The sequence below is a fragment of the Paenibacillus wynnii genome, from assembly GCF_000757885.1.
In the GTDB taxonomy this organism is placed as follows: domain Bacteria; phylum Bacillota; class Bacilli; order Paenibacillales; family Paenibacillaceae; genus Paenibacillus_AQ; species Paenibacillus_AQ wynnii.
This window is the reverse complement of record NZ_JQCR01000002.1, coordinates 1655638-1673538: the sequence shown is the minus strand read 5'-3', so window position 1 is coordinate 1673538 and position 17901 is coordinate 1655638. Positions and strand designations below refer to the sequence as shown.

Sequence of the window (17901 nt, the reverse complement as noted above, 5' to 3'; positions counted from 1 at the left end):
ATTTCCACAAAGTAGAATATTGTTTTTTTATGGGGTATATTAGAAGGGTAACCTTATTTAAGACATGTCAATCGGGATTTGTCGAATAGGTCGTAAGTAAGAAGGGAGGCTCTGAGATATCTTTTATTATCATCAATCAAAGTGATAGAAGGAGAATATGATGAGCACATTTAAAAATTGGTTGAATACGACAAAAAGCGGTCTGAATGATCAAGTGAAAAAGTTTAAAAATAAGGACTTCATGAATGCAATAGTAGCAGGTTGCGCGCTTGTAGCTGCTGCTGACGGCAAGATTGAGGAAGCCGAAAAGAATAAGATGGCAGGATATATGAATTTGAGCAATGAGTTGAAGGTATTTGACATGAGAGATGTCATTAACCAATTTAACGCCTATGTAAGCAATTTCGATTTCTCTCCGGAAATTGGCAAGCAGGAAGCGCTTAAAGCCATTGCCAAATTTAACGGTAAGCCGGAAATCGGCCGTCTAGTTATTGCTGTATGTTGTGCAATCGGTGCAGCTGATGGTGATTTTGATGAGCATGAGAAAGCAGTCGTTCGGAACATCTGCAACGTGCTGGGCCTCAACCCAAGTGAATTTAGTCTCTAGGATAAAGGTCTGAGAATTTCCAAAAACATCTGAAACATTATTGGGTTTCTTCCGTATCACTGGTAGAACACCCAATAGGATTTTTAGATTATGATAGGTTTCGGAATGGAGGTAAGTGAAGTTGGCTGGAATTAATTTGGTGAAAGGTCAGAAGATCGATCTGACAAAAGGCAATGCAGGTTTAGCTAAAGTAATCGTTGGTTTGGGCTGGGATCCGGCAGAGCCTGCCCGGGGATTCTTCGGGGTCAAGAAACAGGCAAATGTTGACTGTGATGCCTCGGCATTGTTGTTGAGTGAGGAAGGCAAGTTAATTAAGAAGACTAACTTGGTATGCTTTCATAACAAGCAGAGCGCCTGTAATTCTGTTGTACACTCTGGTGACAACCTGACAGGAGAAGGCGACGGAGATGATGAGCAGATCAATGTTAATCTCGCTGCCATTCCTTCTGATGTGCACAAGGTTCTGGTAGTGGTTAACATCTATGATGCTGTGAATCGCAAACAGGACTTCGGCATGATCAAGTCCGCATATATCCGGATCATGAATGCTGCTGGAAACAATGAATTAATTAGATTCAATCTGTCAGAAAATTACACAGGTTTTACAGCGCTTATCTGCGGGGAACTTTACCGTAATAACGGAGAATGGAAGTTCTCTGCAATCGGTGAAGGCAGCCACGCGACACATATCAATGAATTGGCAGAACGTTACATTTAAACCCATACCATTTTGAAGAGGAGAGGTTTCTACTCATGGCAATTAACTTATCTAAAGGTCAGAAGATTGATTTAACCAAAACAAATCCGGGGCTTTCCAAGATTACCGTTGGTTTGGGCTGGGATACGAACAAATACGACGGCGGCAAGGACTTCGACTTGGACGTATCAGTTTTCTTGACAAATGCTAATGGTAAAGTGGATAAAGAGACCAACTTTATTTTCTTCAATAACAAACAAAATGAGAATGCTTCTGTTGTTCACACAGGGGACAACCGTACAGGCGACGGCGACGGCGACGATGAGCAAATTCAAATTGACCTTCTGGCTATTCCAGCAGACGTAGATAAAGTAGCTTTTACAATTACTATTTATGAAGCCGAATCAAGAAGCCAGAATTTCGGACAAGTCTCCCGCTCTTATGTGCGGATCGTAAATGATACTTCTAGCGAAGAATTGATCCGTTTTGACCTTGGAGAAGATTTCTCTGTCGAAACCGGAGTAGTGGTTGGCGAGCTTTACCGTCATGGTGCAGAGTGGAAGTTCAATGCCATCGGAAGCGGCTACAAAGACGGATTGTCGGGTCTGACCCGCGATTATGGTTTGTCTTAAGCTACTGCTAACTATACAATGCAGTGAATCTAATGCTGAAAGAAGGTTTGGTTCGTGACGATCAGTCTTTCTAAAGGACAGCGAATTGATCTTACCAAAACAAACCCGGGTCTGACCCGGGTTGTGGTGGGATTGGGTTGGGATACGAATAAGTACAGCGGTGGCCAGGATTTCGACCTCGATGCTTCAGCGTTTCTGCTGCATGAGGATGGTAAGGCCAAAGGCGCTGATGATTTTGTCTTCTATAACAATCCAAGCGGTGGTTCTGCCTCTGTAACTCATACCGGTGATAACCGGACGGGTGAGGGAGACGGAGACGATGAGCAGATTGTCGTTGATTTCAGTAAAGTACCGACAAGTATTCAACGTATCGGTATTACGGTGACGATTTATGATTATGCAAGCCGTACGCAAAACTTTGGACAAGTTTCCAATGCTTTTGTACGGGTGGTGGACGCCTCTTCCGATCGTGAAATTCTGCGATTTGATCTCGGTGAAGACTTTTCAACCGAAACGGCTGTTGTATTCTGTGAGTTTTACCGTCAAGGTGCGGACTGGAAGTTCCAAGCGGTCGGGAGCGGCTTTACCGGCGGCTTAAGCGCCTTATGCAAGAATTACGGACTGGATGCACAATAAATAGTCATGGGAGCGGGGTCATGCCGATCCTGCTCTTTTTTCGATACTAAAGCTCCACTTTGTGGGGCTGTTTTTAACCCATTGGCGAAGGTGGTGCGAGCATGAGTGTGACCGTAGTAAAGGGACAGAAGGCCGATCTGACCAAAGGGAATCCTGGGCTAAGGGAGCTTACCGTGGAATTGGGCTGGCAGTCAGCTTCTTCATTGGAGATAGACACCTCCGCCTTTTTACTTGGACCGCAAGGGACGGTAGCTAAGGATGAGGATCTTATTTTTTATAATAATCCTTCCACGCCTTATATCAGATATAAGGAAATGCCTGCCTCCGGCAATCTCAAGAAGTTTGAGGTGGAGCTGGATAAGATACCCTCCGAAATCAACAAAATTGCCTTTACGCTTACGATTTATGAGGGCGATAAGCGCAAACAAAACTTCGGACAAGTGAATCAGGCCTATTTGCGTATTACGAATGGGCCAGCGGGTTCAGAAATCCTCCGATGTGATCTTGGAAACCATTTCTCTGTGGAAACAGCCATCGTGGTGGGAGAATTATATAGATACAATAGTGAATGGAAGTTCAACGCAGTTGCAGCAGGCTTCTCTGGGGGGCTGCAATCACTTTGCGAGAATTTCGGTATAGAAGTGAGGGATGAACCGGAGGTTAGGCCTCAGCAGGAATCTAAACCGATTCCGAAGACGGAGCCCCGGATACAGATTCCGTCACCAAGGCCTGCAGCTACACCTCCACCTCCAGTGCCAATAGAAGAAAGTAGAGTTGCTCCCCCGGCGCTTAATCTTAACCTTAAGAAGATTGAGTTGAAGAAAAAGGGAGACTCCATCAACCTCAAGAAATCTGCCGGAGGTCTGGGAGAAGTTCTGATCAACCTGAACTGGAACCAGAAACAAGGCGGCGGGTTATTTAACCGCAGCCGCGGAGTGGATTTGGATCTCGCCTGTTTATATGAATTAAAGGACGGAAGAAAGGGCGTTGTTCAAGCGCTGGGTAATGCTTTTGGTTCGTTGGATCAACCTCCTTATACCTCTCTGGACGGCGATGATCGTACAGGTACGGTGACAACCGGTGAGAATTTACGGATTAACGGCGTAAAAGTTGCCCAGATTGAGAGAATTCTGATCTTTGCCTTTATTTATCAAGGGGTAACGAACTGGTCAGAGGCTGATGGAGTGGTCACGATTAAGCAGAGCGGAGGCCCTGATATTATTGTGAATTTGGACGAGCATAATAATCGTAAGGGCATGTGCGCCATTGCACTATTCCGCAATGTGAATAACGAGACCTTCAGTATAGAGCGATTGGTGCAGTATTACAGCGGCCATAAGGAAATGGACGAAGCCTATCAATGGGGACTGCGCTGGGTAGCAGGTAAGAAATAAAATATTGTAACGGAGGCGCAAATCGGAATGGACTGGTTAGCCGATTTTTTTAGAAGTATTAGCGAGAATTACGGGCATTTCTTCTCATGGAGTGATGTTGTAACAACGCTGTCAGATCCAGTGAGTTGGGGCATTATCGGCAGTTTGATATTACTGGAAGGTCTCCTTTCTGCGGATAATGCGCTCGTACTTGCGGTCATGGTTAAGCATTTACCTAAAGAGCAGCAAAAGAAGGCGCTTTTTTACGGGATTTTAGGAGCTTATGTATTTAGATTTTTGGCCATCGGCCTAGGAACCTTTCTTATTAAATTTACATTGGTCAAAGTCCTTGGAGCGGCGTATCTCTTCTATATCGCATATAAAGGTATTTTTAAGGGCGGCGGCGAAGAAGAAACACAGAACAAAGGGACCTCATTTTGGAAGACCGTCCTTCTTGTTGAATTAATGGATATAGCTTTCAGTATTGACAGTGTAGTAGCCGCATTTGGACTAAGCAGTCAAGTTTGGGTATTATTCTTGGGCGGGATTCTCGGTGTCCTGATGATGCGGGGAGTGGCACAAGTATTCCTGAAGCTGATTGACAGATTTCCTGAACTGGAGCAGACAGCATTTTTGTTAATTGCTATTATTGCCGGCAAAATGCTTGCGGGTGCTTTCGGATACGAAATGTCACATGTCCTATTCTTCACCATTCTGATTGCTGTTTTTGTGGGAACCATTCTCTACAGCTCAAGTAAGAAGAAAAAAGAAGCCAATAAAAAATTCTAATCTATGGGCAGCCGTTCATAGAGAACGTTCAGCAATTCTTTATGAAATCGTATAGGAAACAATTTAGCTTTCGCTGTCATTGCAGAACCGGATACCGTCCCCTTGAGGACGGTATCGTTGGTTCTACTCCTCTTTACAGAGAATGAATGCGGGAGCTAACTTGGCATAACATTAAGGGGGTAGGGCTTTGAAATATTTTGATTACCTAACCAACGAGCAAGAAATGTCCTTATTTTACTCTCCGCCCGTATCATTTGATCATACGATGAACAAGGATCTGCTGTCCTACGCTGTAGGCGCTGCTCTTTACATGCCGGCTACACGCCCTACTGTTGCTGAGGATATTTTAAAGCTGAAGGAAAGCGGCCTGGTGACTGTCATTATTGATCTGGAAGATGCTATAGGAGACGGAGAGGTTGATTTCGCCGAACAAAGTCTCACCCGACATCTGGCTTATTTGGCGGCTTATGCTGAGAATGAAAAAGATCCTAAGAGCAGCCTTCCCCTTATCTTTATCCGCGTACGTAATCCCGAACAACTTCAGAATCTCATCTACAGGCTGGGTTCACTGACGACGATATTAACGGGCTTTGTTTTTCCAAAATTTTCGGTAGAGAACGGTGTGGAGTATTTTGAGGTTCTAGCAGATTACAACAACACTCGAAGCTATTCAGCCTCCGTCCTGTACGGAATGCCGATCCTGGAAAGTGCATCCATCATATATCGGGAGAGCCGGCTGGAAAGTCTCTTGGCAGTCCGCGATTTGCTGGAGGGATATCGGGATTATGTGCTTAATGTAAGAATAGGGGCAACGGATTTCTCAAGTCTGTTCGGCCTTCGCCGCAGTCCTGATGTTAGTATTTATGATCTCACTCCGATCCGCGACTGCATGGCTGATATTATTAATGTGTTCGGGCGGATGGACGGTGGATATGTAATTTCCGGGCCTGTGTGGGAATACTTTGCGAATAAAGGACACCGGGTGCTTCGTCCGCAGCTGCGTCAGACCCCTTTCGAGGACACGTACGGCAAGAGTGGACGAGACCTGCGCAACAATTATATCTCCAGTGCTATGGATGGACTCATTCGTGAGGTTGTCTTGGATAAGGAGAATGGGATTATAGGCAAGACTATTATTCATCCCTCCCATCTGAAGCCGGTTCAGGCTATGTATACGGTAATGCATGAGGAATATGTGGATGCGATGAGCATCGTAGAGAGTAATGATGGTAGCCGTGGTGTGTTTAAGAGTCAGTATTTTAATAAAATGAATGAGATTAAGCCGCATTTGAATTGGGCTAGACGTATCTTACTACGATCTCAAGTATACGGGGTGTTACATGAACAACAGCATTTTGTCGGACTATTGCCCGAGAACGAATACTCATACGTTTAATATCGTCGAGAACCTGCAGGTTTCAGTAACTGAAACCTCCAATCCTTTTCATATGCCGATATCTGCATTATTTTCGATGGCGGCCCGCATTAATAAGAAACGTTCTTTTTTATTCGTCAGCAAAGTCCTCGGCAAGCACATTCCCGTTAATCCATACACACCGCTGCTAAGTGGAGCAGCTCTGGGTCTGTTATTGTACCGGGAGATGGATCTTTGCAGTGGTAACACTCACAGTGACATCGTAGAAAGGCTGCTCCGGCAAGCTATGAATGGACTCATTCACCCGGGGCATGCTGAGGAAGCTTATCATGAGTTGATGAAGGCCAATCTGATCTTGCCTGAGCCTGTTGTTTTTATAGGCTTTGCAGAGACAGCAACGGCGCTTGGACATAGTATGTACAACTTGTTCGCAGGAAATGCTTCTTATATTCATACCACCCGTGAGGATATTCCGGATCTGGAATCCGTTATTAACTTTGAAGAAGAGCATTCTCACGCTGTTGACCATTTATGCTACGCACTAGACGCCAGCATGCTGTCCGGCACCGAGCCGATTATATTGGTTGATGATGAGATTACGACAGGAAATACAGCCATTAATACGATTCGTGATATTCAGTCCAAGTTCCCGCGCCACGAATATGTAATTGCCTCCATTCTCGACTGGAGGAGTGGTAAGAATGTGGAGGTCTATCGGGAACTGGAGCAAGAGCTGGGGATTTCAATCAAGTCCTTGTGCCTCCTTCAGGGTAGTATTGAGGTTAAGGGTATCCCGCTATTGAATACCGTTAATAACAATAACGAAATGCCAACCGCTGCAGAGGTACCGGTGGTAACAACTTATGTCCCGGATGGAATGATACGAATTCCTGTGACTTCTACAGATTCTCTGCATGAGGTGAATAAGTCTCCCTATATGAAATACAGCGGCCGATTCGGGCTGGAATCCGGGCAGAATGCCGAAGTTGATACCGGGGTACGTAAGATAGCTGATCAATTGCGGACCATGCGGGAGGGTACTCAGACATTGGTGCTCGGCGTGGGTGAGTTCATGTATCTTCCTATGCGAATTGCGGCTGAGATGGGGGATGGAATCTCCTATCAATCAACGACACGTAGTCCAATTCATCCTAATCGCAGACTGGATTATGGAGTCCATAGCGCCGCTGGTTATCCATCTGCCGGTGACCCGGAAATTACAAACTTTATCTATAATGTTGAACCGGGGCAATATGATGAAATCTTTGTACTGCTGGAGCGTGAGGTTCCCCAGACGCGTATTCAGCCGATGATGAATATATTGAACAAGCTTGCCCGTCACAAAGTGCATCTTGTGGTTCTAACCTCAGAAGAAACAGGAACGGGAGGCGTGTGAATGAACATTATAGGAATGGAACAAGTCATGAACCGAAGAATTGCTCCCCCGGTGCAACTCGGCAGCTATCCTCCTTCAGATGTAACCTTTCTGTTAAAAGACCTGAGTGATGTATCCCTAGAACGGGCAACAGAGGAACGGGAAGAGGCCATTCAATCCGGTGTACACTACTCAGAAATGCTTCCTGTTGAATACCAGCCTACGGATGCTTACATCGGGTTGTTCCACGAAACACTTCGCGAATCCTCTCGTAAGGTAGCTCTTGCTGTCGCGGTTGTCTCCGAATTGATCGTAGAGCAAAGAGGTTTGAATACTGTACTTGTTTCTCTTGCGAGAGCAGGAACACCTATCGGTGTACTAATTAAACGTTATATTGCTTACCGATATGGGGTGGAATTGCCGCATTATAGTATATCGATTATCCGCGGCAAAGGTATTGATGAGAATGCTGTAATTTACATGCTTCAGAAGCATGGACTGGATGCGGATCTACAGTTTATTGACGGCTGGACAGGAAAGGGCGCCATTCGCCAAGTCCTGATTGCGGCTTGTGAGAGTTTTTATAATAAATATGGAATTAAGCTGAGTGACGACTTGGCGGTGCTAGCTGATCCGGGGTACTGTTCTGCGACCTACGGAACTAGAGAGGATTATCTGATTCCGAGCGCCTGCTTAAATTCTACCGTCTCCGGACTCATGAGCCGTACGGTGCAGCGGGATGACTTAATAGGCCCCAATGACTTCCATGGAGCGAAATTCTATAAAGAATGGTTGGAAACGGATGTGTCCAATACTTTTATTGAGGCGATATGTCCCCATTTTGATTCTGTCGCCCAAGAAGCGTCGAATATTGCCGTAGATATGATCGAGTCTCCCCCAGAGATCACTTGGCAAGGCTTGAAAGATATTCGCAGCATTCAGGAATCATTCCATATTGCAGACATTAACTTGATCAAGCCGGGGGTAGGGGAGACAACCAGAGTCCTTCTACGGAGGGTACCGTGGAAAATCCTTGTTAACTCCATGGACAACCCCAACCTGCAGCATATTATGCTGCTGGCCAAAGACCGAGGGGTACCCGTTGAGGTATATCCGGGATTAACTTATTCCTGCTGCGGTATCATTAAGCCGCTGAAGGGAGAGAGTGAATGATCTACGCCAGTGATTTGGATCGTACACTGATCTACTCCCGGAATGCTATCGGTGTTCCCGAAGATTCACCGGGACTTGTTCCGGCGGAGATCATTAATGGAATAACGGTATCATACATTTCAGAGAGAGCACTCTCGCAGCTTATAAGCCTTGCCGGAAACATAGTGTTTATGCCGGTAACCACTCGGACCGTGGAGCAGTACAAGCGGATCAACCTTTTTCAAGAGACAGTAATTCCTGATTATGCTGTCACGAGTAATGGCGGTAACATCCTGATTGACGGCAAGGTCGACATGGAGTGGAGAACATCCGTTGGGAAGCGGTTAGAGCTCCATTCTGCACCGGCAGAGGAGATCAGAACGATCGTAAGGTCGGCACTGCGTGATGAGTGGATTCTTACTGAGCGTTATTGCGACGGATTATTTTTCACCTTTGTGGTTCAACGCGACTTGCTTCCTCTGAATGTGGTATCCCAATTGGCAGATAAGCTGAATGATCTTGGCTGGAAGGCTTCCCTTCAAGGCCGAAAGTTGTATGCGGTACCGGAAGCGGTGAATAAGAGTGCTGCTATCGAGCACGTCCGGCGAACGGTTCAGAATGAACCCATGGTGGCTTCCGGAGATTCTCTGCTGGATAAATGCCTGCTGGATGCCGCTGATTATGCGATTGCCCCCTGCCATGGAGAAATATTTGCTGAACATCAAGAGGGTTTTAGGGTAGGGGTGTACTCTTTCACCACCTGCTCGGGTGTGTTCGCCAGTGATGAGATTTTGCAGTATGTAAGGACTATTTACAACAATTTAGGGGTATTGGGAGTGGGACTGCCATGAAAAAGGTTAATATATATTTCAATCGTTGGTTCTCTGTGGCTTTCCATTATATGAATCTAATTCGTAATAATGAAGATGAAATCCCGTTCACCATATTCGCAACCCATCCTGATATTTTGCACATGTCACTTCAGGGAGCTGACTTTGCGGAAACTGAACCTAAGCTTGAGGGGATAGAGTACGTGCAGTTCTGCGTTGATTTTTGCCGACGAAATGAGATAGATATCTTTATTCCGCGTCTGCATATGCTTGATATTGCTTTGCATGCCCATTTGTTCGACGCTATTGGTACGAAGCTTATCGTCTGCAGGAATGTCGATTTGCTGGAGACCATTATGGATAAAGGGAAATTTTACGAGAGCGTTAAGGAAAAGGGGATTATGACTATACCTGATTACCATGTAGTCAGTACGGCAGAACAGTTCAAAGCAGCCTATGAGGATCTTGTAGCTAGAGGACACCAGGTTTGTTTCAAACCCACCGATTCGGAGGGTGGACTGGGTTTCCGGATTATTGATAATAACCGAAGCCCTCTGCAGGATCTGTTCGGCCATGTTACCTCTATGATTTCGTTCGAGGATGCATACCGAATACTTTCCAGTGAACCGTCTTTCCCCGAACTGATGGTCATGGAGCTGCTTGAGGGATTTGAATACAGTATTGATTGTCTGGCAGACGAGGCAGGTAATTTGCTGGCCGCGGTTCCGCGCCGTAAGGCGGGAGGGCGTTTGCGGCTTATGGAGCATAACGTTGAGCTGAAGGAAATTGCTGCGAAAGTTGCTGAGACGTACAAAATCCCATACAATTTCAATGTCCAAATGAAGTACAATGGCTCTATACCCAAGCTATTGGAGGTTAATCCCCGGATGTCGGGCGGCCTGCATATTTCATGTCTGTCTGGAATCAACTTTCCTTATCTAGCGGTAAAAAGTGCGCTTGGCGGCGAGGTGCAGCCTGTGGATTTCACAGTGGACGTCCTAGCCAGCCATGTTGAGAAACCGCTAATTATGAAATCAAACGGCGAATCTGCCGTTCCGGATACCGTGAACTAACAGCTTAGGAATACGTTAACGCAAGAGGTGATTAACATTCATTCGAAATCGAAGATATTGATGTACGCCGGAATTGGTTACGTGGCTGCGGTAATGACCAGTCCCTTTCTTCCGGAAATGCTATCCTTGCTGTTGCCAGCTGCAGGAGGAGCTGTCGGTTTAGTATCAGGACAACGGAAACGAACGAATCTTCCTGAAGAGGTACTTCCTGCAGGGACGGAGTCTGTACAGGTTGCGTCTCCATCCGTCAATAAGAGTGCTTCTGCCGGTACTCCGGCAAGCAGCCCTGTATCTGTTCCTACGCTATCCCCTAGCCACGCCATCAGCGGCAGGGGGAGCGAGGAGGTCAAGATTGGCCCGGAGTTCGCACCCGTGGTAGAGTATTTGAGCATTCTGGAGGATATGATTATCTCCGAAGGGCAGAAGGATACACTGGACAATGAAATTGTGGAGAAGTCACTGGCACTGTTCGCTAGGCTTCAACGGGTCATTCCGCTGCTTCAGGAGCTGGGTAACGGCGAAATTAATCATACGGTCCGCAGATTGATTTTGAAGGATTTGAATGCTGTCATTAATCCGTTCCTACGGCTTGGCGGCGAAGCAAAAACCAGAAATCGGAGAATGCTGCTGAACGGTCTGAAGGATGTCGATTCCAAAATATCCGATATCGCTTCAACGATCGAGCATAAAGACCTGATGGAACTTCAGACGAAGGCGGAACTGATTCATCAGCGGTACAGCAGCTCCGAATTATAGGAGGAAAGCTTATGTCCACACAGTTGATTCAACTGAAGAAAGAAGACGAGCAGAAGGTTGTCCAAGAGGCCTCACAGCTGATTGAGAAGGTAAGTAAGACGGATACTGTAACACTGGACTCCCTCATGGATGAAATCGGCAAGCTAGGGGTCAAAACACAGGAGAAAGCGGGACAAACCCTGAAGCTCTTGGATCGACCTGTGAATGATCTGATGTCAGGCAAACGTGTAGAAGTGCCTAACATGATCATGAAGCTGCGGAACGAATGCGAGGATTTACAACAGAGCAAGAATGTAAGCTTTTTTGGAAAAATACTCCGTAAAAGTCCGCTCAAGAACTACGTCTACAAATATCAGTCCGTCCGTACGAATATCGAGGCTATTGTAACCGGTCTTCGGGATGGCAGAGATACGCTGGAAGAAAGCATCGTTAACATGCGTCAGCTGAAGCGTACCTCCATGGAGGAGATCTACAACCTTCAGACCAAGATTGCCTTTGGCAATAAGTTGAAGGAAATGTTCGATGTGGAGATCGCCAAGCCGGAGAATGAGTTTCGTAAAGCTTATCTTGAGCGGGGTCTGCGTAAAGTAATGGTGCGTGTTCAGTCAATGACAGAGATGATTATGCTCTATAACCAAGCGATTGCTGCTACGGACATCATTAATGATAACAACGACAAGCTCATTGATTCCGTAAACAATGCGATTGATAAGACCTCGAATCTAATCACTGTATCTGCAATGATTGCCATGTCTTTGGCTGATCAGGAGAATGTAATTTCCGCTGTAGAGGCAACGAATAAGACGATAGAGGATCAGTTCAAGGAGAATGCGAGGTTGCTTCGCACAACTACCGAAAAAACAACGGAGCTGCTCTCCAAGCCTTCGATGTCTATGGAATCCGTGAATCAGGCCATCGGGGACTTGATGATTGCTCTGGATACCTCAGAACAGTCCAATCGCCGTATTATTGAGAGCTGTCAGGATTACACATCTAAGATGACTACGATCAATACCCAGCTTAACAACCGTCTAGGACTTAATCAGGCGGACAAGCCTTCGCTCCCAGAAGGTGCTGCTTCCGGCGAATTAAGCAATTTTTTGAACTAACAACCATCATATAACCCTTCTTTCACACATAAATTGTCACATAAGGCAAGACATGTGGGGAAAAAAGGGGATAGGCCTATGATTCTTGGAGGTTTAATACTAGTGCTTATCATAGTAGCCAGCAGCGAAAAGGCGGAGGCCATCGCAGAATTAAACGAAGAGAGCTAGCAATTAATTACCGTTCCATGGTTCAAGCAATTTCCAGCGGTTTATTGGGTATAATAAGCCCGGGTTGTACTTCTAACCCATTAGCTGAAAATAACAGGCCTGAGACGGAGGGTATATGGAAAACGAAGCGCTGATGCAGGTGGAACGATTAGCTCTAAAAAAGCAGAAAATATACCGGCAAAGCGTATTCCGCTACATTGCCAGAGCTATGCTGGCTAGTATGTTTATAGGGTTTGGCGTCATTGTTGCGTTTAAGACAGGGAACTTCTTCTATATGGAACATTCGCCGATGACCTACCCAATGGCGGCTATTACCTTCGGTGCAGCCATCATCCTGATTTCTTACGGGGGTGGTGACCTATTCACCGGGGACACCTTTTATTTCACGTATGCAGCATTAAGACGAAAGATGAAATGGGCTGAAGTTGTACGATTGTGGGTCGTTAGCTACTTTGGTAATATCTTGGGCGCGATCGCATTTGCACTGCTCATCTATTTGACAGGATTGTTCTATAGTTCCGATGTGAATGGATTCTTGCTGGATGTGGTAGCCCATAAGATGGAGGCTCCAACGTCACAATTGTTCTTCCGTGGTATACTCTGTAACTGGCTCGTCTGTCTGGCTTTCTTTGTACCTATGTCCATGAAGGGTGACGGCGCCAAAATGTTCGCCATGGTATTGTTTGTATTCTGCTTCTTTATCTCTGGGTATGAGCACAGTATTGCCAATATGTGTACCTTTGCTATTGCACTGGTGCTTGATCATCCAGGTACGATTTCATGGGCGGGCGTGGTACATAATCTTGTACCTGTTACCCTCGGAAATCTAATTGGCGGCGGTGTGCTGATGGGCGTAATGTATTATTATGTGAATAAGCCCTATTTAGACGATGACCAGCATTAGTAACTTACACCAGCCAGAGACTTCGTTCCCTTTAAGGGGCGAAGTTTTTTTGATAGATCAGTTGGGAAGGATTAGGACATGAAAGGTAGAATACATAATATAGCTTTAAAATTAAATATTCCAAAAAGTGGGGTTGTGTATTTGGAGAGAGCATCGGTACTGACGGATGAGGTTGATATTGAGGCCTACAGACAGAATTGCTTCCATGCAGGAATAGACCCTGAACAGCCTCCCTTTTTTGCAGAACGTTTCTCAGCAGAGGGGCTGGAAGAACAATTAATTAAATACAAGGAAATTATTGAGGTTATTGAATCTTTCGTAAATAAATTTCTATCCTCTGTAACCGGCAGCCCTATATTAGTTGCTATTTCAGACGCAGAGGGTTATCTGCTGGCATTTAAAGGAGACCCTACAATTATTGACACTGTTAGGTTGGTGGGGATGCAAGAGGGGGTTCGGTTTACCGAGGAAGTGGGCTTAAACTCTATTTCCTTATGTCTTCGTTACCAGAAATCCTTTCAATTGGTAGGACAGGATCATTTTCATCATATTCTGCATGGACTAGTGTGCTGTACGGCTCCCTTTTATAAAGAGGATGGGCAGGAGTTATTGGGTACAATCTCGTTTATGGCGGATATTGAAGCCGCTCACCCACATCTGCTGCCGCTGCTCTGTACGATGGCAGATTCCATTGAGCGGGAGCTTTTGCTACGGAAAGGAAATGCACAGTTTCAATTGCTCAACCGAATCTTGTTGGAGACCAATTATTTAGGTGTAATTATTACGGATGAATTAGGAACTATCGTTAATATCAATGACAATGCTGCAGAGATGCTCCAAATGGAAACTGCTCAGTATGCAGGTATTATAGGTACCCATGTATTTTCATTAAATGATGTGGGAGATTATTTTCGGCGTGTGATACTACAGCAGGAGGATTGTGCCGGAGTGGAGCTTACCCTGGAGCGGGAGGGCTCTGCGCAACATTTTATAATAGACGTGGTTCCTGTGTATGATGCTACGGGATCTTTGAGCCGCGTCATCGGAAGCTTACGCAATATTACGGAGATGAAGAAGACAGAGGAAGTTCTTCGAAATACGGAGAAGCTGGTTTTTGCAGGTGAGTTGGCCATGAGTATTGCCCATGAGATCCGTAACCCCCTTACAACGATCAAAGGCATGCTCCAGTTATCTAATAAAAATTCACAGCTTCCGCACTACAACCTTATTATGTCTGAAGTTGAAAGAGTGAATTTAATTGTTGGTGAATTTTTAATCTTAGGTAAACCTCAGGCCGTACAATTCAAAAAGGAGCGATGCAGTACTATTCTGCAGGAAGTCCTCCATATTTTTGAATTTCAGGCAAAGATGAATAGGATTACAATTCATACACAGGTCAATGTTGATTCTGTAATTGATTGTGACCGAAATCAGATTAAGCAGGTCTGCCTTAATTTATTGAGGAATTCATTAGAGGCATTACCTTTTGGCGGAATGATTCGTATAGAGTTAAATACCGGTGATGGATTTCAAACGATAAAATTCTCGGACAATGGAGAAGGGATGAGCCATGAAGTTCTGCAAAACATAGGGATGGCCTTCCACACGACCCGAACAAACGGGAATGGACTCGGAATAATGATTGTTAAGAAAATCGTGTCCGCACACAGGGGGCATGTAGAGATAACGAGTGAAGTAGGGGTCGGTACCATTGTCACGATTTATCTCCCCACTTGATTAGCAATAGTAGCTGTTGGCTCCAGATGTATTGAATCACTTAACCGTAGGCCGCTACGGACCGAAAATAAAAACAAGCCAGTCTCCTAATTGGGGGACTGGCTTTTTAAAAACTATATAAGATGAACTTAAGATATTAACTTAAGATATTAACTTAAAGCTGGCTCAGGCGTCACTACCGTGAAGATTTGGACTTCCGGCCGCTGTTGTATCCAGATTTCTTGATTTAACCTTCTTTTAGCGGTTGAAATCCGGATACAGCTTATGCTTTCGAAGCGAACTTTCCTACGGAAAGCTTTCGGGCGATCGCTATCGCTCCTACAGTTCCAAAGTTCCCTTTCATTCCTTTTCGCTTTTTGTTATTTTCTTTTGATCAGCTTATATAGATGTTCTGTTCCCCAAAAGTCTTCACACACCTACCACTTGGAACCCCCGGATGAATTGCCCCCTGATCTTCCTCCTCCGCCCCATGAGGAGCCGCCTGAAGAACGTCCACCGCTCCCACCGCCCCAAGAGGAGCCCCCGGAGGAACGTCCGCCGCCGAAACCGCCGGAGGAGGGTGGACCCGATGACATTCGCTTGCGGGCTTGTTCCCTTCTCTGTATTTCCTGCATTGGGGCCAGCTGTGCCTGCCGTTCTTCTTCTTCCTTCTGGCGTACCAGCCGGGTTGCTTCATTTACAAAGGTCTCAATCTGTGATTGATAGGAATGGGCCAAGGCTTCCAGATCATCCAAATGATAAGGTCCAGCAGAAAGTTTGTGTTGTAGTTCAGTGAATTCGGGAAGCGAGGAGAGATTAAAATGACTCCTTAAGATGAATCCTCTACTCTGAAGCAGCTGTTCTGCTGAATCAACACGTTCCTGTCCTTCGGAGAAGAGGTGAATGATCGTATTCAGCCTTTCATTCAGAGAATCCAGACTGCCCGAGATTTCATTAAACTGCCGATTAGCCTCTTCCTGAAGGGAAAGCAGCCGATCAAGTGCGCTCCGGGCATGGTCATATTCGCCGCGTTCATCACTGGTCCAGCTTTCAATTTGGGGAACCTCCTCAGCACCCTCCCGAATCCGGGTGCTCCAAGCCTCCAGATCATTCTTAGCAGCCGCTAAATGCTGTTCTATAAAGCGTGCTCTGGACTCCATGATCCGGGCTTGAAGAGTTTCACGCCGCTGGTGCAGCCGGCTCCAATTCGAACGGACAGTTTCCAAATCACGCCGATTATCCTTCCTTATGAGAGCTTGGCGTTCTGTCATAGAAACAGCATCCAGCAGGAGGGTGTCCAGCCTGGCTCCGATTTTGCGTACTTCGTCCATATCTCCCTTGCTAAGAGGAACCTCCAGGTTAGCGGCTTCTACACTAGCCTTCTCCAAGAGGTCATAAGGCTTTACCTTCATATTTTGAAGGGAGTTCTGTTCTATAATTCCAGTCATTTTGGTGCGAATGGCGGCTAGAGTTTCCGGGAAATCATCTGCTTTGTCATCGTAGGTATCGACATCCTTCAGGTCCTTTTCGATTTGCTCCTGTTTGTCCAGGGCATCCTCAGTAATTTCCTGCGCGGCAATCGGATCAAACAGCTCCAGCTGATCCGCCTTGGTGGTCTCCTCAGCCAGCTCCTTAAGGTCTTCTGCAATCCCTTGAAGCTCGTAGCCCGTTTCCCGAACGGCGCTTTGGAGCTGCTGATCTAATTCGGGAGCATCTTTCTTCAGTTCGGTAATGCGCTGCTTTACATTTTTATCTGCTTCACTGATAACGGCGATTTGCTGTTCCTCCTCCAGGATAGCGGTCCGAAAGGAAATATTGGCCTCACTGAGCTTAGCCGCCGCTGTTTTGAGGGCGGTAAGGCGATAAAATGCTGGTGCAACGTCGCTATCTTCATTTCTTAATGCAGAAATTTGGATCAGCTCATTCGTAAGGCGCTCTGAGATGGCTTCGATCCTTTCAGCAGTTTTACCCTGAACAATACCCTGGAACGGCTTCAGTGATTCAATTGCCCGATTAGCCTGCACTAGCAGGTCGCCTAGCTGTTCTTTCTGTTCATCCAGTGCTCTGCGCCTCCGGAGTCCTGTGACTGCAACATATAATAATCCAAGAACTACGGCAGCCCCTATTAAGATTAGAAGGATTGCGGGCATTGACACTGTAGATCTATCCTTCTCTATGTTGCCTGTTCCGGCTGTAGTACCTTGCGACTGACCCAGTGAATGTGTAGCTTCCATTAGAGAGGAGATCCCCCCTGCAAAGTCGCCGTCCACTGCATAAGGAATGAAATAAGTGTCAATCCATTTAGTGATTGCTGCACTTCCGGAAGGGCCGCCCTGTTGTTGTGACCAGGAATCCAGCGAGGAACGCAGCCCTGAATTCTGGAAATTAAGTTCCACCTGATGTTCCTCGAGGGAGATGAGCAGCAGTATATCACGTGACGAGAGACTCCATGAGTCGTACACATTCCCAGCGTAGTTAGCTGAATTGGCACCGTTCAGGGACTCTATGGTAAGGATATGGAACGTATAGCGGCTTCCTGCAGCAGTGTCGGCGATTGCAGAGGTTTCCCCGGAATTCAGCAGCCCGGCCTCATCCACTACCAAGCCTTGCTGGACTGGAACTTCTGCGGCATAAACACCGGTTACCCATAATAAACTAAGCATCCAAATGAACAACATAACTTTTTTCAAGCCCACACACCCCAATCTG

General features: G+C 46.1%; 16 protein-coding genes. 15 read left to right on the top strand and 1 reads right to left on the bottom strand.

The annotated features are described in order from the left end of the window. Positions 1–160 precede the first annotated feature (160 nt). The 15 genes from PWYN_RS10035 (at position 161) to PWYN_RS09965 (ending at position 15213) form a co-directional block, all read left to right on the top strand. Entirely contained in the window at positions 161–607 is a 447-nt protein-coding gene (locus PWYN_RS10035) for a tellurite resistance TerB family protein (protein WP_036650948.1), read from the top strand. A gap of 121 nt (positions 608–728) precedes the next feature. Beyond that, the gene (locus PWYN_RS10030) at positions 729–1325 is read left to right on the top strand and encodes a TerD family protein (protein WP_036650943.1); all 597 of its coding nucleotides are present in this window, start codon (positions 729–731) and stop codon (positions 1323–1325) included. Between the two features lie 35 nt (positions 1326–1360). Next, the gene (locus PWYN_RS10025) at positions 1361–1936 is read left to right on the top strand and encodes a TerD family protein (protein ID WP_036650940.1); all 576 of its coding nucleotides are present in this window, start codon (positions 1361–1363) and stop codon (positions 1934–1936) included. A 54-nt stretch (positions 1937–1990) separates the two neighbouring features. Then, the gene (locus tag PWYN_RS10020; protein ID WP_036650936.1) at positions 1991–2572 is read left to right on the top strand and encodes a TerD family protein; all 582 of its coding nucleotides are present in this window, start codon (positions 1991–1993) and stop codon (positions 2570–2572) included. Positions 2573–2673: 101 nt separating this feature from the next. After that, complete coding sequence (locus PWYN_RS10015; protein WP_036650932.1) at positions 2674–3966, top strand: TerD family protein; 1293 nt, start codon at positions 2674–2676, stop codon at positions 3964–3966. A 27-nt stretch (positions 3967–3993) separates the two neighbouring features. Continuing rightward, positions 3994–4734, top strand: coding sequence for a TerC family protein (locus tag PWYN_RS10010; protein ID WP_036650928.1), 741 nt, complete (start codon positions 3994–3996; stop codon positions 4732–4734). A 187-nt stretch (positions 4735–4921) separates the two neighbouring features. After that, a complete protein-coding gene (locus PWYN_RS10005) occupies positions 4922–6130 on the top strand; it encodes an HpcH/HpaI aldolase/citrate lyase family protein (protein WP_240479709.1) in 1209 nt (402 codons plus the stop codon). Further along, complete coding sequence (locus tag PWYN_RS10000) at positions 6075–7505, top strand: phosphoribosyltransferase family protein (protein WP_169744100.1); 1431 nt, start codon at positions 6075–6077, stop codon at positions 7503–7505. Before PWYN_RS10005 ends, PWYN_RS10000 begins: the two co-directional genes overlap by 56 nt. Further along, positions 7506–8657 (top strand): cysteine protease StiP family protein, encoded by a 1152-nt coding sequence (locus PWYN_RS09995; protein ID WP_036650926.1) that lies wholly within the window; start codon positions 7506–7508, stop codon positions 8655–8657. It begins immediately after the preceding gene. Next, positions 8654–9487 (top strand): HAD family hydrolase, encoded by an 834-nt coding sequence (locus PWYN_RS09990; protein WP_036650923.1) that lies wholly within the window; start codon positions 8654–8656, stop codon positions 9485–9487. Before PWYN_RS09995 ends, PWYN_RS09990 begins: the two co-directional genes overlap by 4 nt. Beyond that, positions 9484–10539: an ATP-grasp domain-containing protein gene (locus tag PWYN_RS09985; protein ID WP_036650921.1), complete on the top strand. Its 1056-nt coding sequence runs from the start codon at positions 9484–9486 to the stop codon at positions 10537–10539. The genes PWYN_RS09990 and PWYN_RS09985 overlap by 4 nt, the downstream gene beginning before the upstream one ends. A 36-nt stretch (positions 10540–10575) precedes the next feature. After that, positions 10576–11295 carry a hypothetical protein gene (locus tag PWYN_RS09980; RefSeq protein ID WP_420805763.1) on the top strand — a complete coding sequence of 240 codons (720 nt, stop codon included), beginning with the start codon at positions 10576–10578 and terminating at the stop codon, positions 11293–11295. Between the two features lie 11 nt (positions 11296–11306). Next, complete coding sequence (locus PWYN_RS09975; protein WP_036650915.1) at positions 11307–12404, top strand: toxic anion resistance protein; 1098 nt, start codon at positions 11307–11309, stop codon at positions 12402–12404. A gap of 283 nt (positions 12405–12687) precedes the next feature. Further along, on the top strand, positions 12688–13476 hold the full coding sequence (locus PWYN_RS09970; protein ID WP_036650912.1) for a formate/nitrite transporter family protein: 789 nt from the start codon (positions 12688–12690) through the stop codon (positions 13474–13476). Positions 13477–13554: 78 nt separating this feature from the next. Continuing rightward, positions 13555–15213 (top strand): ATP-binding protein, encoded by a 1659-nt coding sequence (locus PWYN_RS09965; protein ID WP_084146670.1) that lies wholly within the window; start codon positions 13555–13557, stop codon positions 15211–15213. A gap of 416 nt (positions 15214–15629) precedes the next feature. Here PWYN_RS09965 and PWYN_RS09960 read toward each other — a convergent pair whose 3' ends face one another. After that, complete coding sequence (locus PWYN_RS09960) at positions 15630–17882, bottom strand: TPM domain-containing protein (RefSeq protein WP_036650909.1); 2253 nt, start codon at positions 17880–17882, stop codon at positions 15630–15632. Positions 17883–17901 lie beyond the last annotated feature (19 nt).

What these genes read in the sequence shown, in the direction of transcription:
- PWYN_RS10035 (WP_036650948.1), top strand. Translation starts at nt 161, where the DNA reads ATGAGCACATTTAAAAATTGGTTGAATACGACAAAAAGCGGTCTGAAT.
- PWYN_RS10025 (WP_036650940.1), top strand. Translation starts at nt 1,361, where the DNA reads ATGGCAATTAACTTATCTAAAGGTCAGAAGATTGATTTAACCAAAACA.
- PWYN_RS10015 (WP_036650932.1), top strand. Translation starts at nt 2,674, where the DNA reads ATGAGTGTGACCGTAGTAAAGGGACAGAAGGCCGATCTGACCAAAGGG.
- PWYN_RS10010 (WP_036650928.1), top strand. Translation starts at nt 3,994, where the DNA reads ATGGACTGGTTAGCCGATTTTTTTAGAAGTATTAGCGAGAATTACGGG.
- PWYN_RS10000 (WP_169744100.1), top strand. Translation starts at nt 6,075, where the DNA reads ATGAACAACAGCATTTTGTCGGACTATTGCCCGAGAACGAATACTCAT.
- PWYN_RS09995 (WP_036650926.1), top strand. Translation starts at nt 7,506, where the DNA reads ATGAACATTATAGGAATGGAACAAGTCATGAACCGAAGAATTGCTCCC.
- PWYN_RS09990 (WP_036650923.1), top strand. Translation starts at nt 8,654, where the DNA reads ATGATCTACGCCAGTGATTTGGATCGTACACTGATCTACTCCCGGAAT.
- PWYN_RS09985 (WP_036650921.1), top strand. Translation starts at nt 9,484, where the DNA reads ATGAAAAAGGTTAATATATATTTCAATCGTTGGTTCTCTGTGGCTTTC.
- PWYN_RS09975 (WP_036650915.1), top strand. Translation starts at nt 11,307, where the DNA reads ATGTCCACACAGTTGATTCAACTGAAGAAAGAAGACGAGCAGAAGGTT.
- PWYN_RS09970 (WP_036650912.1), top strand. Translation starts at nt 12,688, where the DNA reads ATGGAAAACGAAGCGCTGATGCAGGTGGAACGATTAGCTCTAAAAAAG.
- PWYN_RS09965 (WP_084146670.1), top strand. Translation starts at nt 13,555, where the DNA reads ATGAAAGGTAGAATACATAATATAGCTTTAAAATTAAATATTCCAAAA.